This window comes from Candidatus Pantoea gossypiicola, from assembly GCF_008632075.1.
Lineage (GTDB): Bacteria > Pseudomonadota > Gammaproteobacteria > Enterobacterales > Enterobacteriaceae > Pantoea > Pantoea gossypiicola.
The window spans coordinates 20,392-40,772 of record NZ_VWVM01000020.1 but is presented as its reverse complement, the minus strand read 5'-3'; the positions used below and the strand labels follow the sequence as shown (position 1 = coordinate 40,772).

The 20,381-nt window shown below is 55.9% G+C and carries 17 protein-coding genes; 9 read left to right on the top strand and 8 right to left on the bottom strand.

Going from position 1 to position 20,381, the window contains the following annotated elements; genetic code table 11:
- Window positions 1-254: 254 nt before the first annotated feature.
- The 4 genes from htpX to msrC all read right to left on the bottom strand — a co-directional run bounded on the left by htpX (window position 255) and on the right by msrC (window position 4,737).
- Window positions 255-1,136: a protease HtpX gene (gene htpX, locus F3I20_RS20130; protein WP_003852678.1), complete on the bottom strand. Its 882-nt coding sequence runs from the start codon at window positions 1,134-1,136 to the stop codon at window positions 255-257.
- Window positions 1,137-1,379: 243 nt separating this feature from the next.
- On the bottom strand, window positions 1,380-3,419 hold the full coding sequence (gene prc / locus F3I20_RS20125; RefSeq protein ID WP_150014991.1) for a carboxy terminal-processing peptidase: 2,040 nt from the start codon (window positions 3,417-3,419) through the stop codon (window positions 1,380-1,382).
- A 19-nt stretch (window positions 3,420-3,438) separates the two neighbouring features.
- Window positions 3,439-4,140 carry an RNA chaperone ProQ gene (proQ, locus tag F3I20_RS20120; RefSeq protein WP_150038193.1) on the bottom strand — a complete coding sequence of 234 codons (702 nt, stop codon included), beginning with the start codon at window positions 4,138-4,140 and terminating at the stop codon, window positions 3,439-3,441.
- A 96-nt stretch (window positions 4,141-4,236) separates the two neighbouring features.
- Window positions 4,237-4,737, bottom strand: a complete 501-nt coding sequence (gene msrC, locus F3I20_RS20115; RefSeq protein ID WP_033732889.1) for a free L-methionine (R)-S-oxide reductase MsrC — start codon at window positions 4,735-4,737, stop codon at window positions 4,237-4,239.
- 214 nt (window positions 4,738-4,951) lie between these two features.
- Between msrC and yebS the strand changes: the two genes are divergently transcribed.
- The 3 genes from yebS (at window position 4,952) to rsmF (ending at window position 10,310) form a co-directional block, all read left to right on the top strand.
- Window positions 4,952-6,196: a membrane integrity lipid transport subunit YebS gene (gene yebS, locus F3I20_RS20110; RefSeq protein ID WP_150015000.1), complete on the top strand. Its 1,245-nt coding sequence runs from the start codon at window positions 4,952-4,954 to the stop codon at window positions 6,194-6,196.
- Window positions 6,165-8,798: a PqiB family protein gene (locus F3I20_RS20105; RefSeq protein ID WP_150038194.1), complete on the top strand. Its 2,634-nt coding sequence runs from the start codon at window positions 6,165-6,167 to the stop codon at window positions 8,796-8,798. Before yebS ends, F3I20_RS20105 begins: the two co-directional genes overlap by 32 nt.
- Before the next feature lie 84 nt (window positions 8,799-8,882).
- Window positions 8,883-10,310: a 16S rRNA (cytosine(1407)-C(5))-methyltransferase RsmF gene (gene rsmF / locus F3I20_RS20100; protein WP_223813117.1), complete on the top strand. Its 1,428-nt coding sequence runs from the start codon at window positions 8,883-8,885 to the stop codon at window positions 10,308-10,310.
- A 1-nt stretch (window position 10,311) separates the two neighbouring features.
- Here rsmF and F3I20_RS20095 read toward each other — a convergent pair whose 3' ends face one another.
- The 4 genes from F3I20_RS20095 to F3I20_RS20080 form a co-directional block, all read right to left on the bottom strand.
- Window positions 10,312-10,959, bottom strand: a complete 648-nt coding sequence (locus tag F3I20_RS20095) for a metallophosphoesterase (protein WP_150015009.1) — start codon at window positions 10,957-10,959, stop codon at window positions 10,312-10,314.
- A 288-nt stretch (window positions 10,960-11,247) separates the two neighbouring features.
- Window positions 11,248-11,460 carry a DUF1272 domain-containing protein gene (locus F3I20_RS20090; RefSeq protein WP_150038196.1) on the bottom strand — a complete coding sequence of 71 codons (213 nt, stop codon included), beginning with the start codon at window positions 11,458-11,460 and terminating at the stop codon, window positions 11,248-11,250.
- Window positions 11,461-11,606: 146 nt separating this feature from the next.
- Complete coding sequence (locus F3I20_RS20085; RefSeq protein WP_150038197.1) at window positions 11,607-12,968, bottom strand: MFS transporter; 1,362 nt, start codon at window positions 12,966-12,968, stop codon at window positions 11,607-11,609.
- Between the two features lie 134 nt (window positions 12,969-13,102).
- Window positions 13,103-15,133, bottom strand: coding sequence for a choline transporter (locus F3I20_RS20080; RefSeq protein ID WP_150038198.1), 2,031 nt, complete (start codon window positions 15,131-15,133; stop codon window positions 13,103-13,105).
- Window positions 15,134-15,387: 254 nt separating this feature from the next.
- Here F3I20_RS20080 and betI point away from each other — a divergent pair, with 254 nt between their 5' ends.
- The 6 genes from betI (at window position 15,388) to mdtI (ending at window position 20,267) form a co-directional block, all read left to right on the top strand.
- Window positions 15,388-15,981: a transcriptional regulator BetI gene (gene betI, locus F3I20_RS20075; protein WP_150015018.1), complete on the top strand. Its 594-nt coding sequence runs from the start codon at window positions 15,388-15,390 to the stop codon at window positions 15,979-15,981.
- A 14-nt stretch (window positions 15,982-15,995) separates the two neighbouring features.
- Window positions 15,996-17,468, top strand: a complete 1,473-nt coding sequence (gene betB / locus F3I20_RS20070) for a betaine-aldehyde dehydrogenase (RefSeq protein WP_150038199.1) — start codon at window positions 15,996-15,998, stop codon at window positions 17,466-17,468.
- Window positions 17,469-17,491: 23 nt separating this feature from the next.
- The gene (betA, locus tag F3I20_RS20065; RefSeq protein WP_150038200.1) at window positions 17,492-19,174 is read left to right on the top strand and encodes a choline dehydrogenase; all 1,683 of its coding nucleotides are present in this window, start codon (window positions 17,492-17,494) and stop codon (window positions 19,172-19,174) included.
- A gap of 261 nt (window positions 19,175-19,435) precedes the next feature.
- Window positions 19,436-19,522, top strand: coding sequence for a protein YdgV (locus F3I20_RS24665; RefSeq protein ID WP_505538521.1), 87 nt, complete (start codon window positions 19,436-19,438; stop codon window positions 19,520-19,522).
- 78 nt (window positions 19,523-19,600) lie between these two features.
- Complete coding sequence (gene mdtJ / locus F3I20_RS20060; protein ID WP_150015024.1) at window positions 19,601-19,951, top strand: multidrug/spermidine efflux SMR transporter subunit MdtJ; 351 nt, start codon at window positions 19,601-19,603, stop codon at window positions 19,949-19,951.
- A complete protein-coding gene (gene mdtI, locus F3I20_RS20055) occupies window positions 19,938-20,267 on the top strand; it encodes a multidrug/spermidine efflux SMR transporter subunit MdtI (RefSeq protein ID WP_150038201.1) in 330 nt (109 codons plus the stop codon). Before mdtJ ends, mdtI begins: the two co-directional genes overlap by 14 nt.
- Window positions 20,268-20,381: the final 114 nt, after the last annotated feature.

The following is a 20,381-nucleotide window of genomic DNA, read 5'->3' as shown; positions in this document are numbered from 1 at the left end:
AAAGACGACTGTCATCCATGACGGTCGTCCCGCACCATTACGCACCTCATCCCTGAGGTGCGTCCGTAAACGGGCCAACGCTTTGCGTTGTTTAAAAACGCTCCCGGCGTTTTTATCCAGGCGTCGGGACGCTTTCCTCCTCTGCCTGGGTTCTCTGCTCGTTGAGCTAAGATATTGCTGTCAGATTCAATCTGATGCTGATTTCTAAAACAGAAAAGGCGACCCGAGGGTCGCCTTATTTGCTCTGCTTAACGCTACTTCAGATACTGACCGCTGCGCAGTGCTTCAATACGCTTATCTAACGGCGGGTGCGACATAAACAGCTCGCTGAACGATTTACCTTTACCGTTGATACAGAATGCCATCATGCTGCTCGGCTCCTGCGGTTCGTAGCTGGTTTTCAGGCGCTGCAACGCCGCAATCATCTTCTCACGACCGACCAGCTTCGCTGAACCGGCATCGGCGTGGAACTCACGATGACGCGAGAACCACATGGTGATGATGCTGGCAAGAATACCAAATACCAGCTCCAGCACCATCGACACCGCGAAGTAGACCAGCGGATTGCCGTTGCTGCTCTCTTCACCATCACGGTTACCGGACATAAAGCCCGCCGCAATCTGTGCCAGAATACGTGAAACGAAAATCACGAAGGTGTTCACCACACCCTGGATCAGCGTCATGGTGATCATGTCACCATTAGCGATATGCGACACTTCGTGTGCCAGTACCGCTTCCGCCTCATCACGGCTCATGTTCTGCAACAGACCGGTCGAGACAGCAACCAGTGAGGCGTTACGACGCGCACCCGTCGCAAAGGCATTGATATCAGGTGCGTGATAGATCGCGACCTGTGGCATCGCAATGCCCGCCTGTTGGGCCTGACGGCCAATAGTATCCACCAGCCAGCGCTCAGTTTCATTGCGTGGCTGTTCAATCACTTCACCGCCAACCGAACGCAGCGCCATCCACTTCGACATCAGCAGTGAAACAAACGCACCGCCGAAGCCAAACAGGCCTGCCATGATCATCAGGCCCTGAACACTGCTTGACTGGATCCCTGTCAGGCTGAGAATCAGCCCGAATACCAACATCACAGCCAGGTTGGTCATCAGGAAAAGAGCAATACGCATCATTTTTGTTAATCTTCCTCAGTAGTTCACGCGCCTATACGCGGATACATATCCTATGAGCATTGGGCGGCTTTTCAAGCAACCTTAACGTTTAAGTGCCTAAAAAGACATAACTTTACATTCTGACACGTCTGCCGGGCGGCACGGCCTGCAGACGGGTTAACCATTCCTAATCATTGGTTACTGGAAACTTTTCCGCGTGCAAAAAAAAGCACCGCTCTGCGGTGCTTTTCTGGCAGCAGCGGATTATTTCGCCGCTGGCGCATCTGGCTGTGATTTCTCCAGTTGCGCAAGATCGTTCGCGATCTTCACCGTCTCGTCGAGATAGGGATCCGGTTCTTTATAATCTTTCGGCAGCTCATCCAGGTTTTTCAGCGGTTTTTTGCCTTCGGCCTGATAGCGCGCGTTGATTCGCTCCAGTCGTGACGCATCATCTTCGTGGTTCTCTTTCTCGCGCTGAGCAAGGTTAAGTGACACGATGTTGCGCTTATCTTTCAGGGCATTGTAACGGGCAATGTCCTTCATAATGTACTGGAACTCGCGATCCTGAGCGATACGGTCAGCATGCTGCTTCGTCAGCTGCGCAACCAGCGGTTTAACATCACCTGTTTTGGTATAGTTTGCCGCTTTGATGCTGTCCCACGGCAGCGCGTTATCCTCAAATTTCTCACCGGTTTCAGCCGCTTCAACGCCGGTTGGCATCAGCAGATCCGGCGTGACGCCTTTACGCTGTGTGCTGCCGCCGTTAATGCGATAGAACTTCTGGATGGTATAAGAAACGGAGCCTAAAGCTGGCCATTCCGGACGTAGCATCTGATCGTAGATGCGGTTCAGCGAGCGATACTGCTGAACAGTGCCTTTACCAAAGGTTGGCTCGCCGACAATCACTGCACGCCCGTAGTCCTGCATCGCGGCAGCAAAGATCTCAGAGGCGGAAGCGCTGAAGCGATCAACCAGCACCACCAGCGGACCTTTGTAGTAGACCACGCCGTCATTATCGCTGTCTTCACGTACCCGACCATTATTGTCGCGAACCTGCACCACCGGACCACTCGGAATAAACAGGCCGGAAAGTGAGACCGCTTCGGTCAGCGCACCACCGCCATTGGTACGGAGGTCAATCACCACACTGTCGACGTTCTGTTTCTGCAGTTTCTGCAGCTGGACTTTCACGTCATCGGTCAGACCAACATAGAAGCCAGGAATGTCGAGCACGCCCACTTTCTGTTTACCGACATTCTTGATGCTCATTTTGACAGCGCGATCTTCAAGACGGATTTTCTCACGCGTCAGCGTCACGGTGCGGGTTTTGGTACCCTTACCGGCAGGCAGGATCTCAAGGCGCACTTTGCTGCCTTTCGGTCCTTTGATTTTCGCCACCACGTCATCCAGACGCCAGCCAATCACATCTTCCATCGGCTTGCCGGGCTGACCGACGCCGACGATGCGATCGCCCACCGTGATGGCTTTGCTTTTCGCTGCCGGTCCACCCGCAACCATCGAGTTGATGACGGTGTAGTCGTCATCCATCTGCAGCACGGCACCGATCCCTTCCAGAGACAGGCTCATCTCGGTGTTAAACTGCTCGGTGTTACGTGGCGACAGGTAGCTGGTGTGCGGATCGATTTCGCGGGCAAAGGCGTTCATCACCAGCTGGAAAACATCCTCACCGTTGCTCTGGGCGAGACGGCGAATCGCGAAGTTATAACGCTTGGTCAGAACGTCGCGAATCTCCTGGTCGGTTTTACCCGCCAGCTTCAGGCTCAGCTGGTCATATTTGACCTTGGCATCCCAGAGCGCATTCAGCTCAGCCTGATCTTTCGGCCAGGGCGCTTTGGCGCGATCGATGTCGATAGTGTCATTGCCACTGAAATTCATCGGACGCGCCAGCACCGTCAGCGCATACTGATAGCGCTCAAAACGGCGTTTCTGCGCCAGATTATAAATATCGTAAAAGAGATCCAGCTTGCCACTGCGCAGCTCATCGCCGACGGTGGTTTTTTTGCTGGCAAACTGCGCCACATCGGACGCCAGCAGCACATTGTGGCTGTAGTCGAGCATGTTCAGATAGCGATCAAAAATTTTCGCGGAAAAGTTCTGATCCAGATCGAACTGGCGGTAGTGGGAACGGGTAAAGCGCGACGTGACGCGCTCACTGACCGTCGGATCCTGCGGGTCTTCGTGAAGCTGGGGAATCTGATCGGCGCGGGTAATATTCTCTGCGCCGAAGGTTGGGCCTGCTAACAGCAGGCCCGCAATAAGTCCAACTTTAAAAAGGGTGTTCATGCCGGGGTTAGCCTCCGTTTCAGAACTGCAAGTGTTCTGCGCGCACAATCATTGCCATGCCGGAAGCGAGCTGGACCCGAACGCCGTCTTTAGAGACTTCCAGAACGGTAGCGTCCATCGCACTTTTGCCTGCTTTAACTTTAATACTCTGGCCGGGTTGCAAAGTTGAGGTATCAGTGATGGGACGGGCTTCCTGCTCCGGACGTGGGGCTGGCTTGCGATGCTGTGAGGCAGTCGCACGCGGAGCAGTCGTCTGCGGACGTGGTTTACGTGCTGCATCGCCTTCTGCAGGCTTACGTGCCGCGGGCTTGCGTGGACGACGCGGTGCGGCACCCTCTTCACTTTCACCCGCTTCACGACGTGCAGCACGCTGCTGGTCACGCTGCGCCTGAACGCGCGCTTTGGCTTCTTCCAGCTGCTTGCGGGCATGCTCAACGTGCTGTTCATCCAGCACGCCACAGGCGTTGCCGTCGAGATCGACACGAATCGCACCGGCTTTAATGCCGTACAGATAACGCCAGCTTGACGTATAAAGACGCAGCGCGGAACGCAGCTGCGTTTTGCTCAGACCCATTTCGCCCTGAACACGCTCGACCAGATCCTGAAAGATACCGATTTTGAGCGGACGCGCTTCACCTTCAGCGCTAAAGCAGTGCGGAAAGCGCTCCGCCAGAAAAGTGATGACTTCTTTACTGCTATTCAACTTAGGTTGATTTTCCATGAAATTTCCTGATTACAACGGGTTTGCCGACCAGCGCAGGCATGAACAGGCGACATTATAATGACAACATCGCTAAATGCCATGTGATCCAGTCGATTAGCTGCGCGTCAGCTGCAGATATTTTTCTAAGTCGCTGTTCGCAAGCACTTCACAAAGCCCATCAGTCAGTGTGACCAGCCCCGATTCGTCGTCGCTGTCAAAGCGATTGTACTCAACGCTGTCGATGTCCAGCACCCCAACCACAGTGCCATTCACTTTCAGAGGAATCACAATTTCAGCATTACTGGCAGCGTCACAGGCGATGTGGCCCGGGAAAGCATGCACATCATCAACGCGTTGCACTTTTTCTTCTGCCAGCGCCGTGCCACACACACCTTTACCGACCGGAATGCGCACACAGGCGATTTTACCCTGGAACGGGCCAAGCACCAGCGTATCGGCTTCCGTCAGCAGGTAGAAACCTGCCCAGTTCACGCCATCGAGACGTTCGTACAGCAGCGCGCTAAAGTTTCCCATCGCGGCGAGGAACGCCGTTTCTCCCGCCAGCAAGGCGCGCATATCCCGATTCAAATCGGCGTAAAAGGCAGTTTTGTTCATTATTTGACCGTTACCAATGACATCTGAACGGGGCAATAGAGACCGTTCGTTAAAAATAAGTTTTAAATATCCAGAGCCACAAGGTGAATCATAGCGTTAGTTGCTATACCCTTAGCATTCTGTGGATCGAAGCGTGATGCCCGAGACAGGCACACAGACAATGTCTTAATGACCGATATCTGTTCCCTCTGAAGAGCGAAAATTGCATCACCCTATGAAAATTCACGCTATCAGCCAGACATTGCCTCACGCACGTTATCAGCGTTGCCCGCAATGCGATACCCTTTTTTCCTTACCGGATGTGAAATCGCATCAGTCGGCACACTGCCCGCGCTGCAACGCCGAGATTCTCAGTGGTCGCGACTGGTCCATGACCCGTCTTATGGCGATGGCCGCCACCATGATCGTGTTAATGCCCTTTGCTTTCTCCCTGCCGCTGGTGGATATCCGCCTGCTGGGTATGCGCATAAATGCCAGCGTGCTGGAAGGGGTGATTCAGATGACCCAGCAGGGTGATGTGCTGACGGCCTCAATGGTGGCGTTCTGCACCATCGGTGCGCCGGTGACGCTGGTGGCCGGCATCTGTTATCTCGGCATCGGCAATCGGCTCGGTATGAATCTGCGACCAGTATTGCTGATGCTGGAGAAGCTCAAAGAGTGGGTGATGCTCGATATCTATCTGATCGGTATTGCCGTGGCGTCGATTAAAGTGCAGGACTATGCTTCGCTGGAAATTGGCTACGGTCTCGGGGCTTATATCGCCCTGACGGTGCTGAGCGTGCTGACGCTGATCCACCTGAATATGGAGCAGCTGTGGGAGCATTTTTACCCGCAAAGCCCCGGCAATATGGCACGTGACGATATGCAGGTCTGTCTGAACTGTCACAACACCAGCATACCGGACGAACGGGGCCGCTGCCCGCGCTGCCATACGCCGCTCGACTTCCGACGCCGCCACAGCCTGCAAAAATCCTGGGCCGCGCTAATCGCCTCAATTGTCCTGCTGATTCCCGCGAATCTGATGCCCATTTCCGTGGTTTACCTGAATGGTTCACGGCGCGAGGACACCATCTTCTCTGGCATCCTGGGGCTGGGTGAAGGCAACATTCCGGTGGCAGCGATTGTCTTTATCGCCAGTATTCTGGTGCCGTTCACTAAGGTGCTGGTCATGCTGACGCTGCTGCTCAGCATTCATTTTCGCTGTGAACAGGGATTGAGGACCCGTATCCGGTTGCTGCGGTTTGTGACCTGGGTTGGCCGCTGGTCCATGCTCGATCTGTTTGTCATTTCGTTAACCATGTCGCTGGTCAACCGTGATCAGCTGCTGGCTTTTACCATGGGACCGGCTGCGCTGTTTTTTGGCGCGGCCGTCATCCTGACCATTATGTCTGTTGAGTGGCTGGACAGCCGCCTGCTCTGGGATGCACATGCAACAGGAAACGCCGACTACACCGACTAACGCAACGCTGCGTAATAAGCGCAAAATTTCGCCCTTCTGGCTGCTGCCGGTCATTGCGATGCTGATCGCCTGCTGGCTGCTCTGGACCAATTATCAGGAGCGCGGCACCACCATTACCATCAATTTCCAGACGGCAGATGGTATCGTGCCGGGTCGCACCCCGATCCGTTATCAGGGCGTGGAAGTGGGCACCGTGCAGGGTATTAATCTCAGCGACGATTATCGCAGCATCCAGATTAAAGCCAGCATCAAAAGCGACATGCGCGACGCGCTGCGTGAGGATACGCAGTTCTGGCTGGTGACGCCCAAAGCCTCACTGGCGGGCGTATCGGGTCTGGATGCGTTGGTCGGCGGTAACTACATCGGGATGATGCCGGGTAAAGGTAAACCCAGCGAAGCCTTTACCGCACTGGATACGCAGCCTAAATACCGGGTGAATACCGGCGAACTGATGATCCATCTGCATGCGCCCGATCTCGGCTCACTCAACACTGGCTCGCTGGTATACTATCGCAAGATCCCGGTTGGCCGGGTCTATGACTACAGTATTGATAATAAAGCCGATGGCGTGGCGATTGATGTGCTGATTGACCGTCGCTTTATCAATCTGGTGAAGACCAACAGCCGCTTCTGGAACGTGTCGGGCGTCAATGCGGACGTCAGCCTGAGCGGGGCTAAAGTCCAGCTGGAGAGTCTGGCGGCGCTGGTTAATGGTGCGATTGCGTTTGACTCACCGCAGGGGGCAGAAACCGCCAAAGCGGAGCAGAACTACCGGCTCTATCCCGATCTGGCGCACAGCCAGCGCGGCGTACAGATTACGCTTGATCTGCCCAACGGTAAAAATCTCAAGGCCGGCAGCACGCCGCTGATGTACCAGGGCCTGGAGGTCGGTACGCTGACCAAACTGAACCTGCTGGATGGCGGTAAGGTGACCGGCGAGTTGACGATTGATCCTTCTGTGGTCGGCCTGATGCGCAGCGGTACCCGCATCGAGATGCACAGCCCGAAAATCAGCCTGACCGATACCAACCTCAGCGCACTGCTGACCGGTAACACGCTGGAGCTGGTGCCGGGTGAAGGCGAGCCGCAGCAGCACTACACCGTGCTGGCGTCGAATGAGACCCTGCTGCAGAAACCCAACGTGCTCACGGTCAAACTCAGCGCACCAGAGAGCTACGGTATCGATCAGGGCCAGCCGCTGATGCTGCATGGCATGCAGATTGGTCAGGTGATGTCGCGTTCACTGGATGAAAATGGCGTCAACTTCGTGGTGGCAGTCAATCCTGAAAATCGCAATCTGGTGCATGGCGACAGCAAATTTATCGTCAACAGCCGCCTCGATGTGAAGTTTGGTCTGGATGGCATGCAGGTATTAGGTGCCAGCGCCCGTGAGTGGGTGGATGGCGGCATCCGGCTGGAGCCTGGCAAAAAAGGCGAGCCGAAAACGGCCTATCCGCTGTTTGCCGATGCTGAAAAAGCGGACGAAGGGATCACTGGTGATGGCCCGTCCACGACGCTGATGCTGACCGCCAACAGCCTGCCTGACGTGCAGGCCGGTTCGGTCGTGCTTTACCGTAAATTCCAGGTGGGCGAGATTGTCAAAGTGACGCCGCGCGCTGACGCGTTTGATATCGCGGTGCATATTCGGCCGGAATATCGCAAGCTGCTGACCAGCGAAAGCGTGTTCTGGGCTGAGGGTGGCGCACGCGTCAGTCTTAACGGCAGCGGCCTGACAGTGCAGGCTTCGCCGCTTAACCGTGCGCTGAAAGGCGCAATCAGCTTCGACAATATGAGTGGTGCGCAGTCGGTGAAAGGGGCCAAACGCATGCTCTACTCCTCTGAAACCGCCGCCCGCGCGGTGGGCAGTCAGATTACGCTGCACACCTATGACGCCAGCAAACTCTCTGCCGGGATGCCGATTCGTTATCTGGGTATCAACGTCGGTCAGGTGGAATCACTGTCGTTAAGCAAAGATAACAATCAGGTCGTGGCAAAAGCTGTGCTTTACCCTGAGTATGTGAATGATTTTGCCCGCCTCGGCAGCCGGTTCTCGGTGGTTTCACCGGAGATTTCCGCTACCGGCGTGAATCATCTGGAGACCCTGTTACAGCCGTACGTCAACGTTGATCCGGGCAAAGGCGGTGCCGCACGCACCTTTGAATTGCAGGAGAGCACCATTACCGATTCGCGCTACCTCAATGGCCTGAACATCTATGTTGATGCCACTGAGGCGGGTTCGCTGTCGCTGGGTACGCCGGTGCTGTTCCGGGGTGTGGAAGTGGGTACCGTCACCGGCACGTCACTGGGAAATATGGCGGACCGCGTGCAGATCGCCCTGCGCATCAGTAAGAAGTATCAGCATCTGGTGCGGAATAACTCGGTGTTCTGGCTGGCGTCCGGCTACAACCTCGACTTCGGTCTGGTGGGCGGCGTGGTGAAAACCGGGACCTTCCAGCAGTTTATTCGCGGCGGTATTCAGTTTGCCACCCCGCCAACGGTGCCGCTGGCTCCGCAGGCGACGCCGGATAAACACTTCCTGCTGCAGGACGAAGCGCCGAAAGAGTGGCGTAACTGGGGAACGGCGATTCCGTCTCCGCGCTAATTCACACTCTCAAACGGGCAGCCTGGCTGCCCGTTTTCTTTCCTCATGGTACACTGCCGCCTTTGCCTTAACTGGAATGTGCCCGTGTCAGATGCTTCTTCGCTTTTCCCCGCCGATTTTCTCTCGTTAATGCGTCAGAGCCTGCCCGATGAGGCGAGCTTCGCGCAGTTTATCGCTTACAGTCAGCAACCCCTGCGCCGCAGTATTCGCGTCAACACCCTGAAGATCAGCGTGGCTGACTTCCTGAGCCAGACCGCCGGGTATGAGTGGCAGCTGACGCCGGTGCCGTGGTGCGAAGAGGGATTCTGGATCAGCCGGGAAGATGAGAGCCTGCCGCTGGGCAGCGTGGCTGAACATCTCAGCGGCCTGTTTTACATCCAGGAAGCCAGCTCCATGCTACCCGTAACCGCCCTGTTTGATGCTCAGCCACAGGTCAGCGCCGTCATGGATATGGCGGCGGCACCGGGTTCCAAAACTACCCAGATTGCGGCGCGCATGGGCAATCAGGGCGTAATCCTGGCAAACGAATTCTCCTCCAGCCGGGTCAAGGTGCTGCACGCTAATATCAGCCGCTGCGGCGTCAGCAACAGTGCCCTGACGCACTTTGACGCGCGGGTCTTCGGGCCAGCCCTGCCGGAACAGTTTGATGCCATCCTGCTGGACGCCCCCTGCTCCGGCGAAGGCGTGATGCGTAAAGATGCGGATGCACTGAAAAACTGGTCGCTGGCGAGTACCAAAGAGATCGCCGCGACCCAGCGCGATCTGCTCGACAGTGCCTTTCACGCACTCAAACCCGGTGGCACACTGGTTTATTCAACCTGCACCCTGAATCAGATTGAGAATCAGCAGGTGATTGACTGGCTGCTGCAGCGCTATCCGGACGCGGTTGAAGTCGTGCCGCTCGACAGGCTGTTTGAGGGTGGTGATCAGGCCGCGACGCCCGAGGGCTATCTGCATGTCTTCCCGCAGATGTTCGACAGCGAAGGCTTTTTCGTGGCGCGTCTGCGTAAAACGGCATCAGTCGAGCCTTTACCGCTGCCGGGCTACAAAGTGGGTAAGCTGCCCTTCTCCCATCTCAGCCGTCAGCTGGAAAGTGAGATCGTACAGGCCGCCGCCGCAGTCTCTCTAAAATGGAATGACTCGCTGGAACTCTGGCAGCGTGATAAAGAGATTTGGCTGTTCCCTAAAGCCGTCACCCCGCTGCTGGGCAAAGTGCGCTTCTCGCGCATTGGCCTGAAGCTGGCAGAAACCTTTCCTAAAGGCTATCGCTGGCAACATGAAGCGGTGATAGCACTTGCGCAACCTGATGCGACGCAGACCTTTGAGCTCACGGCGGCCGAAGCAGAAGAGTGGTATCGCGGGCGCGATATCTATCCGGAAACCGCCCCGGCAAACAATGAGATGATTGTTACCTGGCAGCAGCAGCCGCTGGGGCTGGCGAAGAAAGTCGGCAGCCGCATCAAGAACAGCTATCCCCGCGAACTGGTGCGCGACGGACGCCTGTTCCGCTGAGTCACTTGAGTTGCAGCATCGTCAGATGATTGCCAAACACTGCGCCGGTATCAATGTAATGCAGATTGGCAATCGTCAGCGGCTGTTTCAGCGGTGTATGACCAAAGTAAAAGGCATCTGCGCCACGGATGCCCGCCTGCTCCCCTGACGCCATACCCTCCAGCCGCTGACGGCTCCAGACCACCTTTTGCCAGTCGAGTGGCTTATTCAGCGCGTATTCACGGGCCGGATAATCCGCATGGGCAATCACAACAGTGCGCTCACCCAATTGCAGATGCAGTATCAGCGGCAGTTCACCACAGCGCCGCAACGCATGACGTGCCACGATTAACGCCGCGCTCCGCAGCCGGAAGAACCAGTCGCCGCCGTTCATCCGCCAGAGCGCCATATCCTGACCCTGTAACGCGGACAGCGCCATCTCCTCATGATTCCCACGCACGCAGCGAAACCACGGCTCGTCCAGCAGGACCAGACAGCCCAGACTGTCTGGCCCGCGATCGATGATGTCGCCAACCGAAATCAGTAAATCCTGCTGTGGATTAAACTGATGCTGCTGCAACAGCGCATCCAGTTCACGGCGACAGCCATGAATATCACCCACCACCCAGATCCGTCGCCACTCTGCGCCATTCAGGACGTGATAATACATCAGTGCATGTGCCTCTCTGTGCCGAAAATATCCTGAGAGTATAAGTGCTGACCATGAAGAGCATGAACAAGAGGAAGGAGATAGAAAGCAGAGTGCAACGAAGGCTGCCAGCAAAGGCGTCACGCTGTCGGTGGATGAGAAATTTAACGCGTCTGAAAAGTGCGTCCCTCCCGGCGCTTATCTCCGGCACTCAGTTAAGGTGGTAGCTCTGTCAGGGACGAAATTCATCATAACGACATTGGGTCACGCAGGCTATTCTGCCCCTGATGTATTCGTCGTCATTTGAGATCAGTTGCGCATTTTAGCCGGATATTTCTCTAGCTTTTCTGCCGGACGCACCGGACGGCGCACCAGTTCACCACCGCAGTTGGGACAAACATGCGCGAAATGCTCATCGCAGTCAGCGCAGAAAGTGCATTCAAACGAGCAGATACGTGCCGCCAGAGAGGATGGCGGCAGATCGACGTCGCAGCGTTCACAGTTAGGGCGCAGTTCCAGCATGGCGTGACTCCTGAAGAAGCGGGTTACCCAGCATCGCCGCTGCTGGCCCGGATGTCGAGCCAGCGACCGGACAGAAGTGAGCCAGATCAGGACATCATGCATTTAATCCCGCAGAGAGGGGCGAACAACTTGCTGCCCTGTCGCGGCTATTTATGACGCGGATCTTCGCGAACATCACCTGGATGAGCATCGGGCAACACCTCTTCGTCAGCCGTTTCAGCATCTTCATCGCTCTTTTCTTCCGGCTCCTGCCCGCCCATTGACGCCTGAATCACCTCCTCTTCCAGCGTCGGAATCAGTGCAGCACCCAGTGGCGAGGTCGCCAGACTGTCAGGCATGACCACATGTGGCAGCGGCACTTCGGTTGTGGGAAGCGGACCTGGCGCACGGACAAAACTGAGTCCGCCAATCACCAGCGCACAGAGCGCAAAGAAAAGATAGAGCATATTGCTGCCCAGCGGCTGCATCAGCGCACCCACCACCAGCGGGCCGATACTGGCACCTATACCAAACGCCATCAGCAGACAGGCGGTTAACGATACGCGGCGCTCGGCGGCAACCTGATCATTGGCCAGCGCCACCTGCAATGGATAGAGCGCGAACTGCATCATGCTGGCGGCAAAGGCGATGCCGATCATCCAGTCAAACGTCAGATGCGGCAGCAGGATCAGCGGGACGCAGATGACGGCGAACAGCATCGCGATGATAAACAGCAGTCGCTGACGATCGTAACGGTCAGAAAGCCAGCTCAGCGGAAACTGCGACACCAGCCCGGCAAAAATCGTAAGACTCATAAAATAGCCTGTCTGGCTGGTGGTGAAGCCTTTGCTGCTGCCATAAACCGGTGCCAGACCGTAGAAGGCACCAATTACCATGCCGGTGACCAGCGTGGTGCCGAGCAGTTTGGGGATGGTGCGGATAAAATAGCCCAGTTCCATGGGTGCGGGTGTCATCGGCCTGACATGGGTGCGGGTGGTCAGCGCGATGGGTACCAGACAAAGCGCGAAGCAGAGTGCGACAATCAGCAGCGTACTTACACCAAATCCGGTCTGCAGGCTCAGTATCACCTGTCCGCCACTGAGTCCAAGGTAGGTGGCGACCATATATAAGCCGAAAATCATGCCACGCTGCGACGATTCCGCCTGATCGTTGAGCCAGCTCTCCAGCACCATGTACTGGCACATCATGCAGAGTCCGATAATCAGACGCAGAAAGACCCACAGCGGAATAAAGTCCGTCAGGCCGTGACCCACTACAGAGGCGGTAATGATCCCGGCGCAGGCGACGTAGGCGCGGATATGGCCGACGCGGGCGATCAGGTTGTGCCCCACCTTGCCGCCAATGACCAGCCCGATATAGTTTGCCGCGATAATTGCACCAATCAGCGCGCCGTTAACCTGCTCGGTGGCCAGCCGTAGAGAGACATAGGTGGTCAGCAGACCGGAACCGAGCAGCATCAGCAGCGTGGTGGTGTAGAGCGGCAGAAACGTACTGAATATTTTTCCCATATGACTCCCTGTCTATACCCTTCAGGCATCAGGCCAGCAAAGCCCTAAAGATAGTCGATATCGGCAGGCCACGGAGCATTGCACTCAGCCGATGGCAAAAAAAAGCCCGCCAGCACACTGCTGACGGGCCTGGCTTACACGCTCGGGAAGCTGATATTGCTGCCCGGCGCTTCACGGTTGAGATGGATAAAGTTCAGGTGTCGCTCATACTGATCCAGTATGTCGATGATCACCTGCTCTTTGCTGTAATCCATCAGGTCGTTACCCTGGCTGCCTTCCATGAGGAAGGTTTCCAGTCGATAGTAGGTCGACTTACCGCTGCGGGCGCGATAGGTAAAGCCCGGAATCGAATATTGCTGCGGCCAGACCTGATAGATGAAGTCCTGCTCTTCGCCCAGATGGACGCGCAGATCCAGATAGCCAATCGGGTTCGCCTCATCTGCCTCGACGCTTTCCAGCGTGACGCGGGCATCACGCAGTTCCAGCTCTTTCGCCACTTCCTGCATCGCCGGAAAAATGGTCTTTTCCATCATCTGCTGGGTATAACGCGAACCCGGGTAGTTCATCAGGCGTGACAGACGCTTCTTCCAGGTCAGGCGGTCGGTCGCATGCGCCAGATAGGGCGCGGTGTCGCGCGTGGCGCTGGCACGGCGGTGATCCTCAATCTTCAGCGATTTAAACAGACCCGCCATCACAAAGAAGATCACAAAGCTGAACGGCAGTCCCATGATCACCGTGGTGTTCTGCAGGGCAGTGACACCGTTGGCCATCAGCATGCTCAGTGTCAGCACCCCAATCGCCACGGACCAGAAGATGCGCAGCCAGTTCGGCGCATCGCTGTTGATGTCTTTCAGCCGCGAGGTGAAGTTACCCAGCACCAGCGAGCCGGAATCCGCAGAGGTCACGTAGAACAGCATGCCGGTGATGGTGGCAACCGATGCACTGAGTTTAAACGCCGGATACTGTGCCAGCAGGCTGTAGAAGCCACGCTCCGCATGGTTCATCACTTCCTGCGCAAATTCCGTATTGCCGTGAATGATCTGATACAGCGCGGCGTTACCAAATACGGACAGCCACAGCAGCGTAAAGGTGAACGGAATAATCAGCGTGCCCAGCACGAACTCACGGATGGTACGACCGCGTGAGATACGCGCCAGGAACAGGCCGACAAACGGCGACCACGCCACCCACCACGCCCAGAAGAAGAGCGTCCAGCTGTTCATCCATTGGGTTGGACGATCAAAGGCAAAGGTATTGAGCGTCATCCCCATGAAGCGGTTAATGTAATCGCCAACGTTCAGCACCAGCGCATTCAGCAGGAACTCGGTGTTGCCGAAGAACAGCACAAACAGAATCAGGCCCAGCGCCATGATCACGTTGAGTTCGGAAAGGAAACGAATCCCTTTATCAACACCCGACGTCACAGAGATGGTGGCGATCACTACGGAGAGAACAATCAGCGCGGTCTGCGCGGTCAGCCCTTCCGGGATATCAAACAGCACTTTCAGGCCGTAGTTCAGCTGTACGACCCCTATCCCTAATGTGGTGGCGATACCAAAGATGGTGCCGACCACGGCTGCGATATCTACCGTGTGACCAATCGGGCCATAGATGCGTTTACCGAAGATGGGATAGAGCGCCGAACGAATAGTCAGCGGCAGATTATAACGGTAGCTGAAGTAGCCCAGCGCGATGCCCATCAGCGCATACATCGACCAGCCGGTCAGTCCGTAGTGGAATAGCGTCCAGACCATCGCCTGGCGGGCGGCTTCCAGCGTCTGCCCTGCTCCTTCCGGCGGCTGCATATATTGTGTCACCGGTTCGGCGACAGAGAAGAACATCAGGTCGATGCCGATCCCGGCGGCAAACAGCATGGCGGACCAGCTGAGCACGCTGAATTCGGGTTTTGAGTGCTCCGGCCCGAGCTTGATAGAGCCAAAGCGTGAGCAGGCCATATAGAGCACAAAGACAATATAGAGCGTGGCAGCCAGCATGTAGTACCAGCCGAAGGTGGCGGAAACCCAGTTAACCGCCTTGAGGATCCAGCTCGCGGCCAGTTCACTGTAGAGAATCGTCACAAGTGAAAACGTCAGAATCAATCCGGCAGAGGTATAAAATACAACGGGATTGAGTCTGTCTTTTTCACCGGCAGGTGGATTATTCATCGATTACCTCTGGTTAATGTCCTGAAAATACGCAATGGATACGTCTTGCCGCTCACGGTTTTCAGGCCGTGCGGCTCTGTTTCGTTCTGTCACTTCCTGTTAATCGCTATGACAACCAGCCTATTTTAGCACTCATTGCCGTTTCGCTTACGCTACATTTAAAAAACAGCATCCTAACAAATTTTCTTTTTATATTGAACGTGCAATCAAAAAAAGATTAAATAGGGGTTCGATTTGAGGGTGGAGCTGGAGCTATGCCAAAGGTAGGGATGCAGCCGATACGTCGTCGGCAACTGATTGATGCGACCCTGAGCACGATTAATGAAATGGGGATTAATGATGCCACGATTGCCCAGATCGCCCGGCGGGCGGGGGTCTCAACCGGCATCATCAGTCACTACTTCAAGGACAAGAACGGTTTACTGGAAGCTACGATGCGTGATGTGACGCGTCAGCTACGCGAGGCAGTCCTGTTGCGGCTGAAACCGCTGGCCGATGCCTCCGCAGAACAGCGGCTGTGTGCCATTGTTGATGGAAATTTTGATGAAACACAGGTGCACACGGCGGTGATGAAAGCCTGGCTCGACTTCTGGTCGAGTAGCATGCATCAGCCCCAGCTTAACCGCCTTGAGCGGGTCAGCAGCCGTCGGCTCTACTCGACGCTGGTGGTCGAATTCCGGCGTGAACTGCCGCTGGATAAAGCACGCCTGGCCGCGCACGGCCTGGCTGCCCTGATCGACGGTCTGTGGCTGCGGGCCGCGCTGAGCGGTAAGCCATTCGATCCCGCTATCGCCCTCACACTGACCACCCAATTCATCCGTCAGCAACTCGCTGGCGAGCACGAATAACGGAAGGAGAAAACATGTCCCGATTCACCGAGCAGAAACTCTACATCGATGGCGCTTATGTTGCCGCAGCGTCTGGCGAAACGTTCCAGACGATTAACCCGGTCAACGGCGAGGTCCTGGCAGAGGTTCATGCCGCCGGCCAGGAAGATGTCAATCGCGCCGTTGCTGCCGCCAGAAAAGGCCAGAAGATCTGGGCCGCGATGACCGCCATGGCGCGTTCACGCATCCTGCGTCGCGCCGTCGATATCCTGCGTGAGCGTAATGATGAGCTGGCGGAGCTGGAAATGCTCGATACCGGTAAGCCTTACAGCGAAACTTCAGCGGTCGATATCGTTACCGGTGCAGACGTGCTGGAGTACTACGCAGGTCTGGTTCCGGCGCTGGAGGGTCAGCAGATCCCCCTGCGTGAAACCTCCTTTGTTTATACCCGCCGCGAACCCCTGGGCGTGGTAGCGGGCATTGGTGCCTGGAATTACCCGATTCAGATCGCCCTGTGGAAATCCGCACCTGCGCTGGCTGCGGGTAACGCGATGATTTTCAAACCCAGTGAAATGACTCCGCTTACTGCCCTGAAGCTGGCAGAAATCTACACCGAAGCGGGCCTGCCGGATGGCGTATTCAACGTGCTGCCGGGCATCGGTTCGGTCACGGGTCAGCTACTGACTGAGCATCCTGGCATCGATAAAGTCTCCTTTACCGGCGGCGTTGTCAGCGGCAAAAAAGTGATGGCCAATGCAGCGGGTTCAACGCTGAAAGAGGTCACCATGGAGCTGGGCGGTAAATCACCGCTGATTATCTTTGATGATGCCGATCTCGATCTGGCCGCTGACATCGCCATGATGGCGAATTTCTACAGCTCCGGTCAGGTCTGCACCAACGGCACCCGCGTCTTTATCCCTGCAAAACTGCAGGCGGCGTTCGAGGCCAAAATCAGCGAACGCGTTGCCCGTATTAAAGCAGGCGATCTGCGTGATCCGGCTACCAACTTTGGTCCGCTGGTCAGCTTCAGCCATCGCGACAACGTGATGCGCTACATCGAATCCGGCATTGCTGAAGGCGCACGCGTGCTGTGCGGCGGTAAACGGCTGACCGGTGGTGATTTCGACCAGGGTGCCTGGGTGGCACCAACCGTGTTCACCGACTGCCGTGATGAGATGAAGATTGTCCGTGAAGAGATCTTCGGGCCGGTGATGTCGATCCTGAGCTATGAAACCGAAGAAGAAGTGATCCGCCGCGCCAACGACACCGAATTTGGTCTGGCCGCCGGACTGGTGACGCAGGACCTGAATAAAGCGCACCGCGTGATTCATCAGATCGAAGCCGGTATCTGCTGGATCAACACCTGGGGCGAGTCCGCCGCAGAGATGCCGGTGGGTGGCTACAAGCACTCCGGCATTGGCCGCGAGAATGGCCTGATGACGCTGCAGAGCTACACCCAGGTGAAGTCCGTGCAGGTTGAGCTGACGCGTTTTCAGTCTGTCTTTTAATCACTTAACCTGAGGAACGACGAATGGAATTTGATTACATTATTATTGGAGCCGGATCCGCAGGTAACGTTCTGGCGACCCGTCTTACCGAAGAAAGCAACGTGAGCGTCCTGCTGCTGGAAGCGGGCGGCCCGGATTACCGTTTTGATTTTCGCACCCAGATGCCTGCGGCCCTTGCCTTCCCGCTGCAGGGCAAACGTTATAACTGGGCATATGAAACCGAGCCAGAGCCTTACATGAACAACCGCCGCATGGAGTGTGGTCGCGGCAAAGGCCTGGGCGGTTCATCACTGATTAACGGCATGTGCTACATCCGCGGCAACGCGATGGATCTGGACAACTGGGCCAGCGAACCTGGCCTGGAGAACTGGAGCTATCTGGACTGCCTGCCCTACTACCGTAAAGCGGAAACCCGCGACATCGGCCCGAACGATTTCCACGGCGGCGATGGCCCGGTGTGTGTGGCAACGCCGAAAGCGGGCAACAACGTGCTGTTTGAAGCGATGATTGAGGCAGGTGTACAGGCGGGTTATCCGCGCACCGACGACCTGAATGGCTACCAGCAGGAAGGTTTCGGTCCGATGGATCGTACCGTGACGCCAAACGGACGCCGTTCCAGCACCGCGCGTGGCTATCTCGACATGGCCAAAGGCCGCCCCAACCTGAAGATCATTACGCATGCCACCACCGACCGCATCATCTTCGACGGCAAGCGCGCGGTTGGCGTGGAGTATCTGCAGGGCGACAGCAATACGATTAACAAAGTGACCGCTCGCCGTGAAGTGCTGCTGTGCGCGGGCGCTATCGCCTCGCCGCAGATCCTGCAGCGTTCTGGCGTCGGTTCGCCTGAGCTGCTGAAGCAATTCGACATCCCGCTGGTTCACGATCTGCCGGGCGTGGGTGAGAACCTGCAGGACCATCTGGAGATGTATCTCCAGTATGAGTGTAAAGAGCCGGTTTCTATCTATCCGGCCCTTAAGTGGTGGAACCAGCCGAAAATCGGTGCAGAGTGGATGTTTAACGGCACCGGTATCGGCGCCAGCAACCAGTTTGAGGCAGGCGGCTTCATCCGCAGCCGTGAAGAATTTACCTGGCCGAACATTCAGTATCACTTCCTGCCGGTCGCGATTAATTACAACGGGTCTAACGCCGTTGATGCCCACGGCTTCCAGTGTCACGTCGGCTCTATGCGTTCGCCAAGCCGCGGTCATGTGCGCCTGAAGTCACGCGATCCGCGTCGTCATCCGGCTATTCTGTTCAACTACATGTCGCACGAGCAGGACTGGCATGAGTTCCGCGATGCAATCCGCATTACGCGCCAGATCATCAACCAGCCAGCGCTGGATAAATATCGTGGCCGTGAAATCAGTCCGGGTCTGGATTGTCAGACCGATGAGCAACTGGACGAATTCGTGCGCAACCACGGCGAAACCGCCTATCATCCGTGCGGCACCTGTAAGATGGGTAACGACCCGATGGCGGTCGTGGATGGCGAAGGTCGTGTGCATGGGCTGGAAGGTTTACGTGTCGTTGATGCGTCGATTATGCCGCTGATCATCACCGGTAACCTCAACGCCACCACCATCATGATTGGTGAAAAGATTGCCGATAAGATTCGTGGCCGCGATCCGCTGCCACGCAGTACCGCCTCTTACTTTGTCGCAGGTGATGCGCCGGTTCGCACCGTGCCGATGCGCGCTGAGTGATTCGTGACAACGTCACTTAAAAATTGCCGGGCAGGCTGTTGCCCGGCTTTTTTTATGCAGGATTTAACGCATCCTCTTTTCCATATATCCTTTTACTTAGCTTTCCTTTTTCGAGCCATCAAACCTTAACCTGCGTCAAATAAAGCAGTATCTGCTGTTGATTTCATGATGTGCAGAATGCTATAAATCCGGCGTGTTTTTAACCGGAGGCATTATCCGTCCACTGATGAGAAGCAACAATGTGGATGCGTTGTAAATTTTATGAGCAAAATGTTCATGTCACATTTTACCCCCACCTTCCTTTCTGGCTGGAACGTCGCCGATCAGCACTGGCGTAACGCCCTGTAGTCCCCTCACCACTTCGACACTGTTCTGAGTCTGCCCTGTCTGTGGCAGGTCGTCATTTATCGTTGCTGGAGAGCACCCATGCGCGCCTGGGTTTTACTATCACTCGCTATTGTTACTGAAATTATTGGTACCCTTTTCATGAAGTGGTCCAGCCTCAATGGCAGCCATTCAGGCTATCTGATGATGCTGGGCATGATTGCCTGTTCCTATATTCTGCTGAGTTTCGCCATCAAACGTATCGCGCTGGGCGTGGCTTATGCCCTGTGGGAAGGGATTGGTATCATGCTGATTACGTTATTCAGCGTACAGTTGTTTGGCGAAGCGCTGTCAGCGCTGAAAATCTGCGGTCTGGTCACGCTAATCGTCGGGATTGTGCTGATCAAGACAGGCACCCAATCATCAGCGGAGGTTAATCATGGTCATCGCTGATTTTGTTCATGCCGCCTGGCTGGCACTGGCTATCGTGCTGGAGATTGCCGCCAACATATTCCTTAAATATTCTGATGGGTTTAAGAAACCGCTGCAGGGCGTGCTGTCGCTCTGCTGTGTCCTGCTCGCATTCAGCGCACTGGCCCAGGCAGTCAAAGGTATTGATCTGTCGATTGCCTATGCGGTCTGGGGCGGCTTTGGGATTATCGCCACTGTCGCGGCGGGATGGGTGCTGTTTGGCCAGCGACTGAACCGCAAAGGCTGGGCCGGTCTGACTCTTCTGCTGGCTGGCATGATCCTGTTAAAGCTGGCCTGATGGCTCATCTCAATCAGTAATTCCGGTCAAGGGTGTACGCGTGTACGCCCTTACCTTTGCGTGCTTTCCCGCCCTTTTGCAGTTGATTTTTTCCTTATCTCCGTGCTCGGAATC

Excerpts from the sequence above, each read along its gene's own strand:
- F3I20_RS24665 (WP_505538521.1), top strand. The coding sequence starts at position 19,436 with ATGAGCAAAATGTTCATGTCACATTTTACCCCCACCTTCCTTTCTGGC.
- proQ (WP_150038193.1), bottom strand. The coding sequence starts at position 4,140 with ATGGAAAATCAACCTAAGTTGAATAGCAGTAAAGAAGTCATCACTTTT.
- betI (WP_150015018.1), top strand. The coding sequence starts at position 15,388 with ATGCCAAAGGTAGGGATGCAGCCGATACGTCGTCGGCAACTGATTGAT.
- htpX (WP_003852678.1), bottom strand. The coding sequence starts at position 1,136 with ATGATGCGTATTGCTCTTTTCCTGATGACCAACCTGGCTGTGATGTTG.
- F3I20_RS20105 (WP_150038194.1), top strand. The coding sequence starts at position 6,165 with ATGCAACAGGAAACGCCGACTACACCGACTAACGCAACGCTGCGTAAT.
- yebS (WP_150015000.1), top strand. The coding sequence starts at position 4,952 with ATGAAAATTCACGCTATCAGCCAGACATTGCCTCACGCACGTTATCAG.
- mdtI (WP_150038201.1), top strand. The coding sequence starts at position 19,938 with ATGGTCATCGCTGATTTTGTTCATGCCGCCTGGCTGGCACTGGCTATC.
- F3I20_RS20095 (WP_150015009.1), bottom strand. The coding sequence starts at position 10,959 with ATGTATTATCACGTCCTGAATGGCGCAGAGTGGCGACGGATCTGGGTG.
- F3I20_RS20090 (WP_150038196.1), bottom strand. The coding sequence starts at position 11,460 with ATGCTGGAACTGCGCCCTAACTGTGAACGCTGCGACGTCGATCTGCCG.
- betA (WP_150038200.1), top strand. The coding sequence starts at position 17,492 with ATGGAATTTGATTACATTATTATTGGAGCCGGATCCGCAGGTAACGTT.
- F3I20_RS20080 (WP_150038198.1), bottom strand. The coding sequence starts at position 15,133 with ATGAATAATCCACCTGCCGGTGAAAAAGACAGACTCAATCCCGTTGTA.
- betB (WP_150038199.1), top strand. The coding sequence starts at position 15,996 with ATGTCCCGATTCACCGAGCAGAAACTCTACATCGATGGCGCTTATGTT.
- msrC (WP_033732889.1), bottom strand. The coding sequence starts at position 4,737 with ATGAACAAAACTGCCTTTTACGCCGATTTGAATCGGGATATGCGCGCC.
- F3I20_RS20085 (WP_150038197.1), bottom strand. The coding sequence starts at position 12,968 with ATGGGAAAAATATTCAGTACGTTTCTGCCGCTCTACACCACCACGCTG.
- prc (WP_150014991.1), bottom strand. The coding sequence starts at position 3,419 with ATGAACACCCTTTTTAAAGTTGGACTTATTGCGGGCCTGCTGTTAGCA.
- mdtJ (WP_150015024.1), top strand. The coding sequence starts at position 19,601 with ATGCGCGCCTGGGTTTTACTATCACTCGCTATTGTTACTGAAATTATT.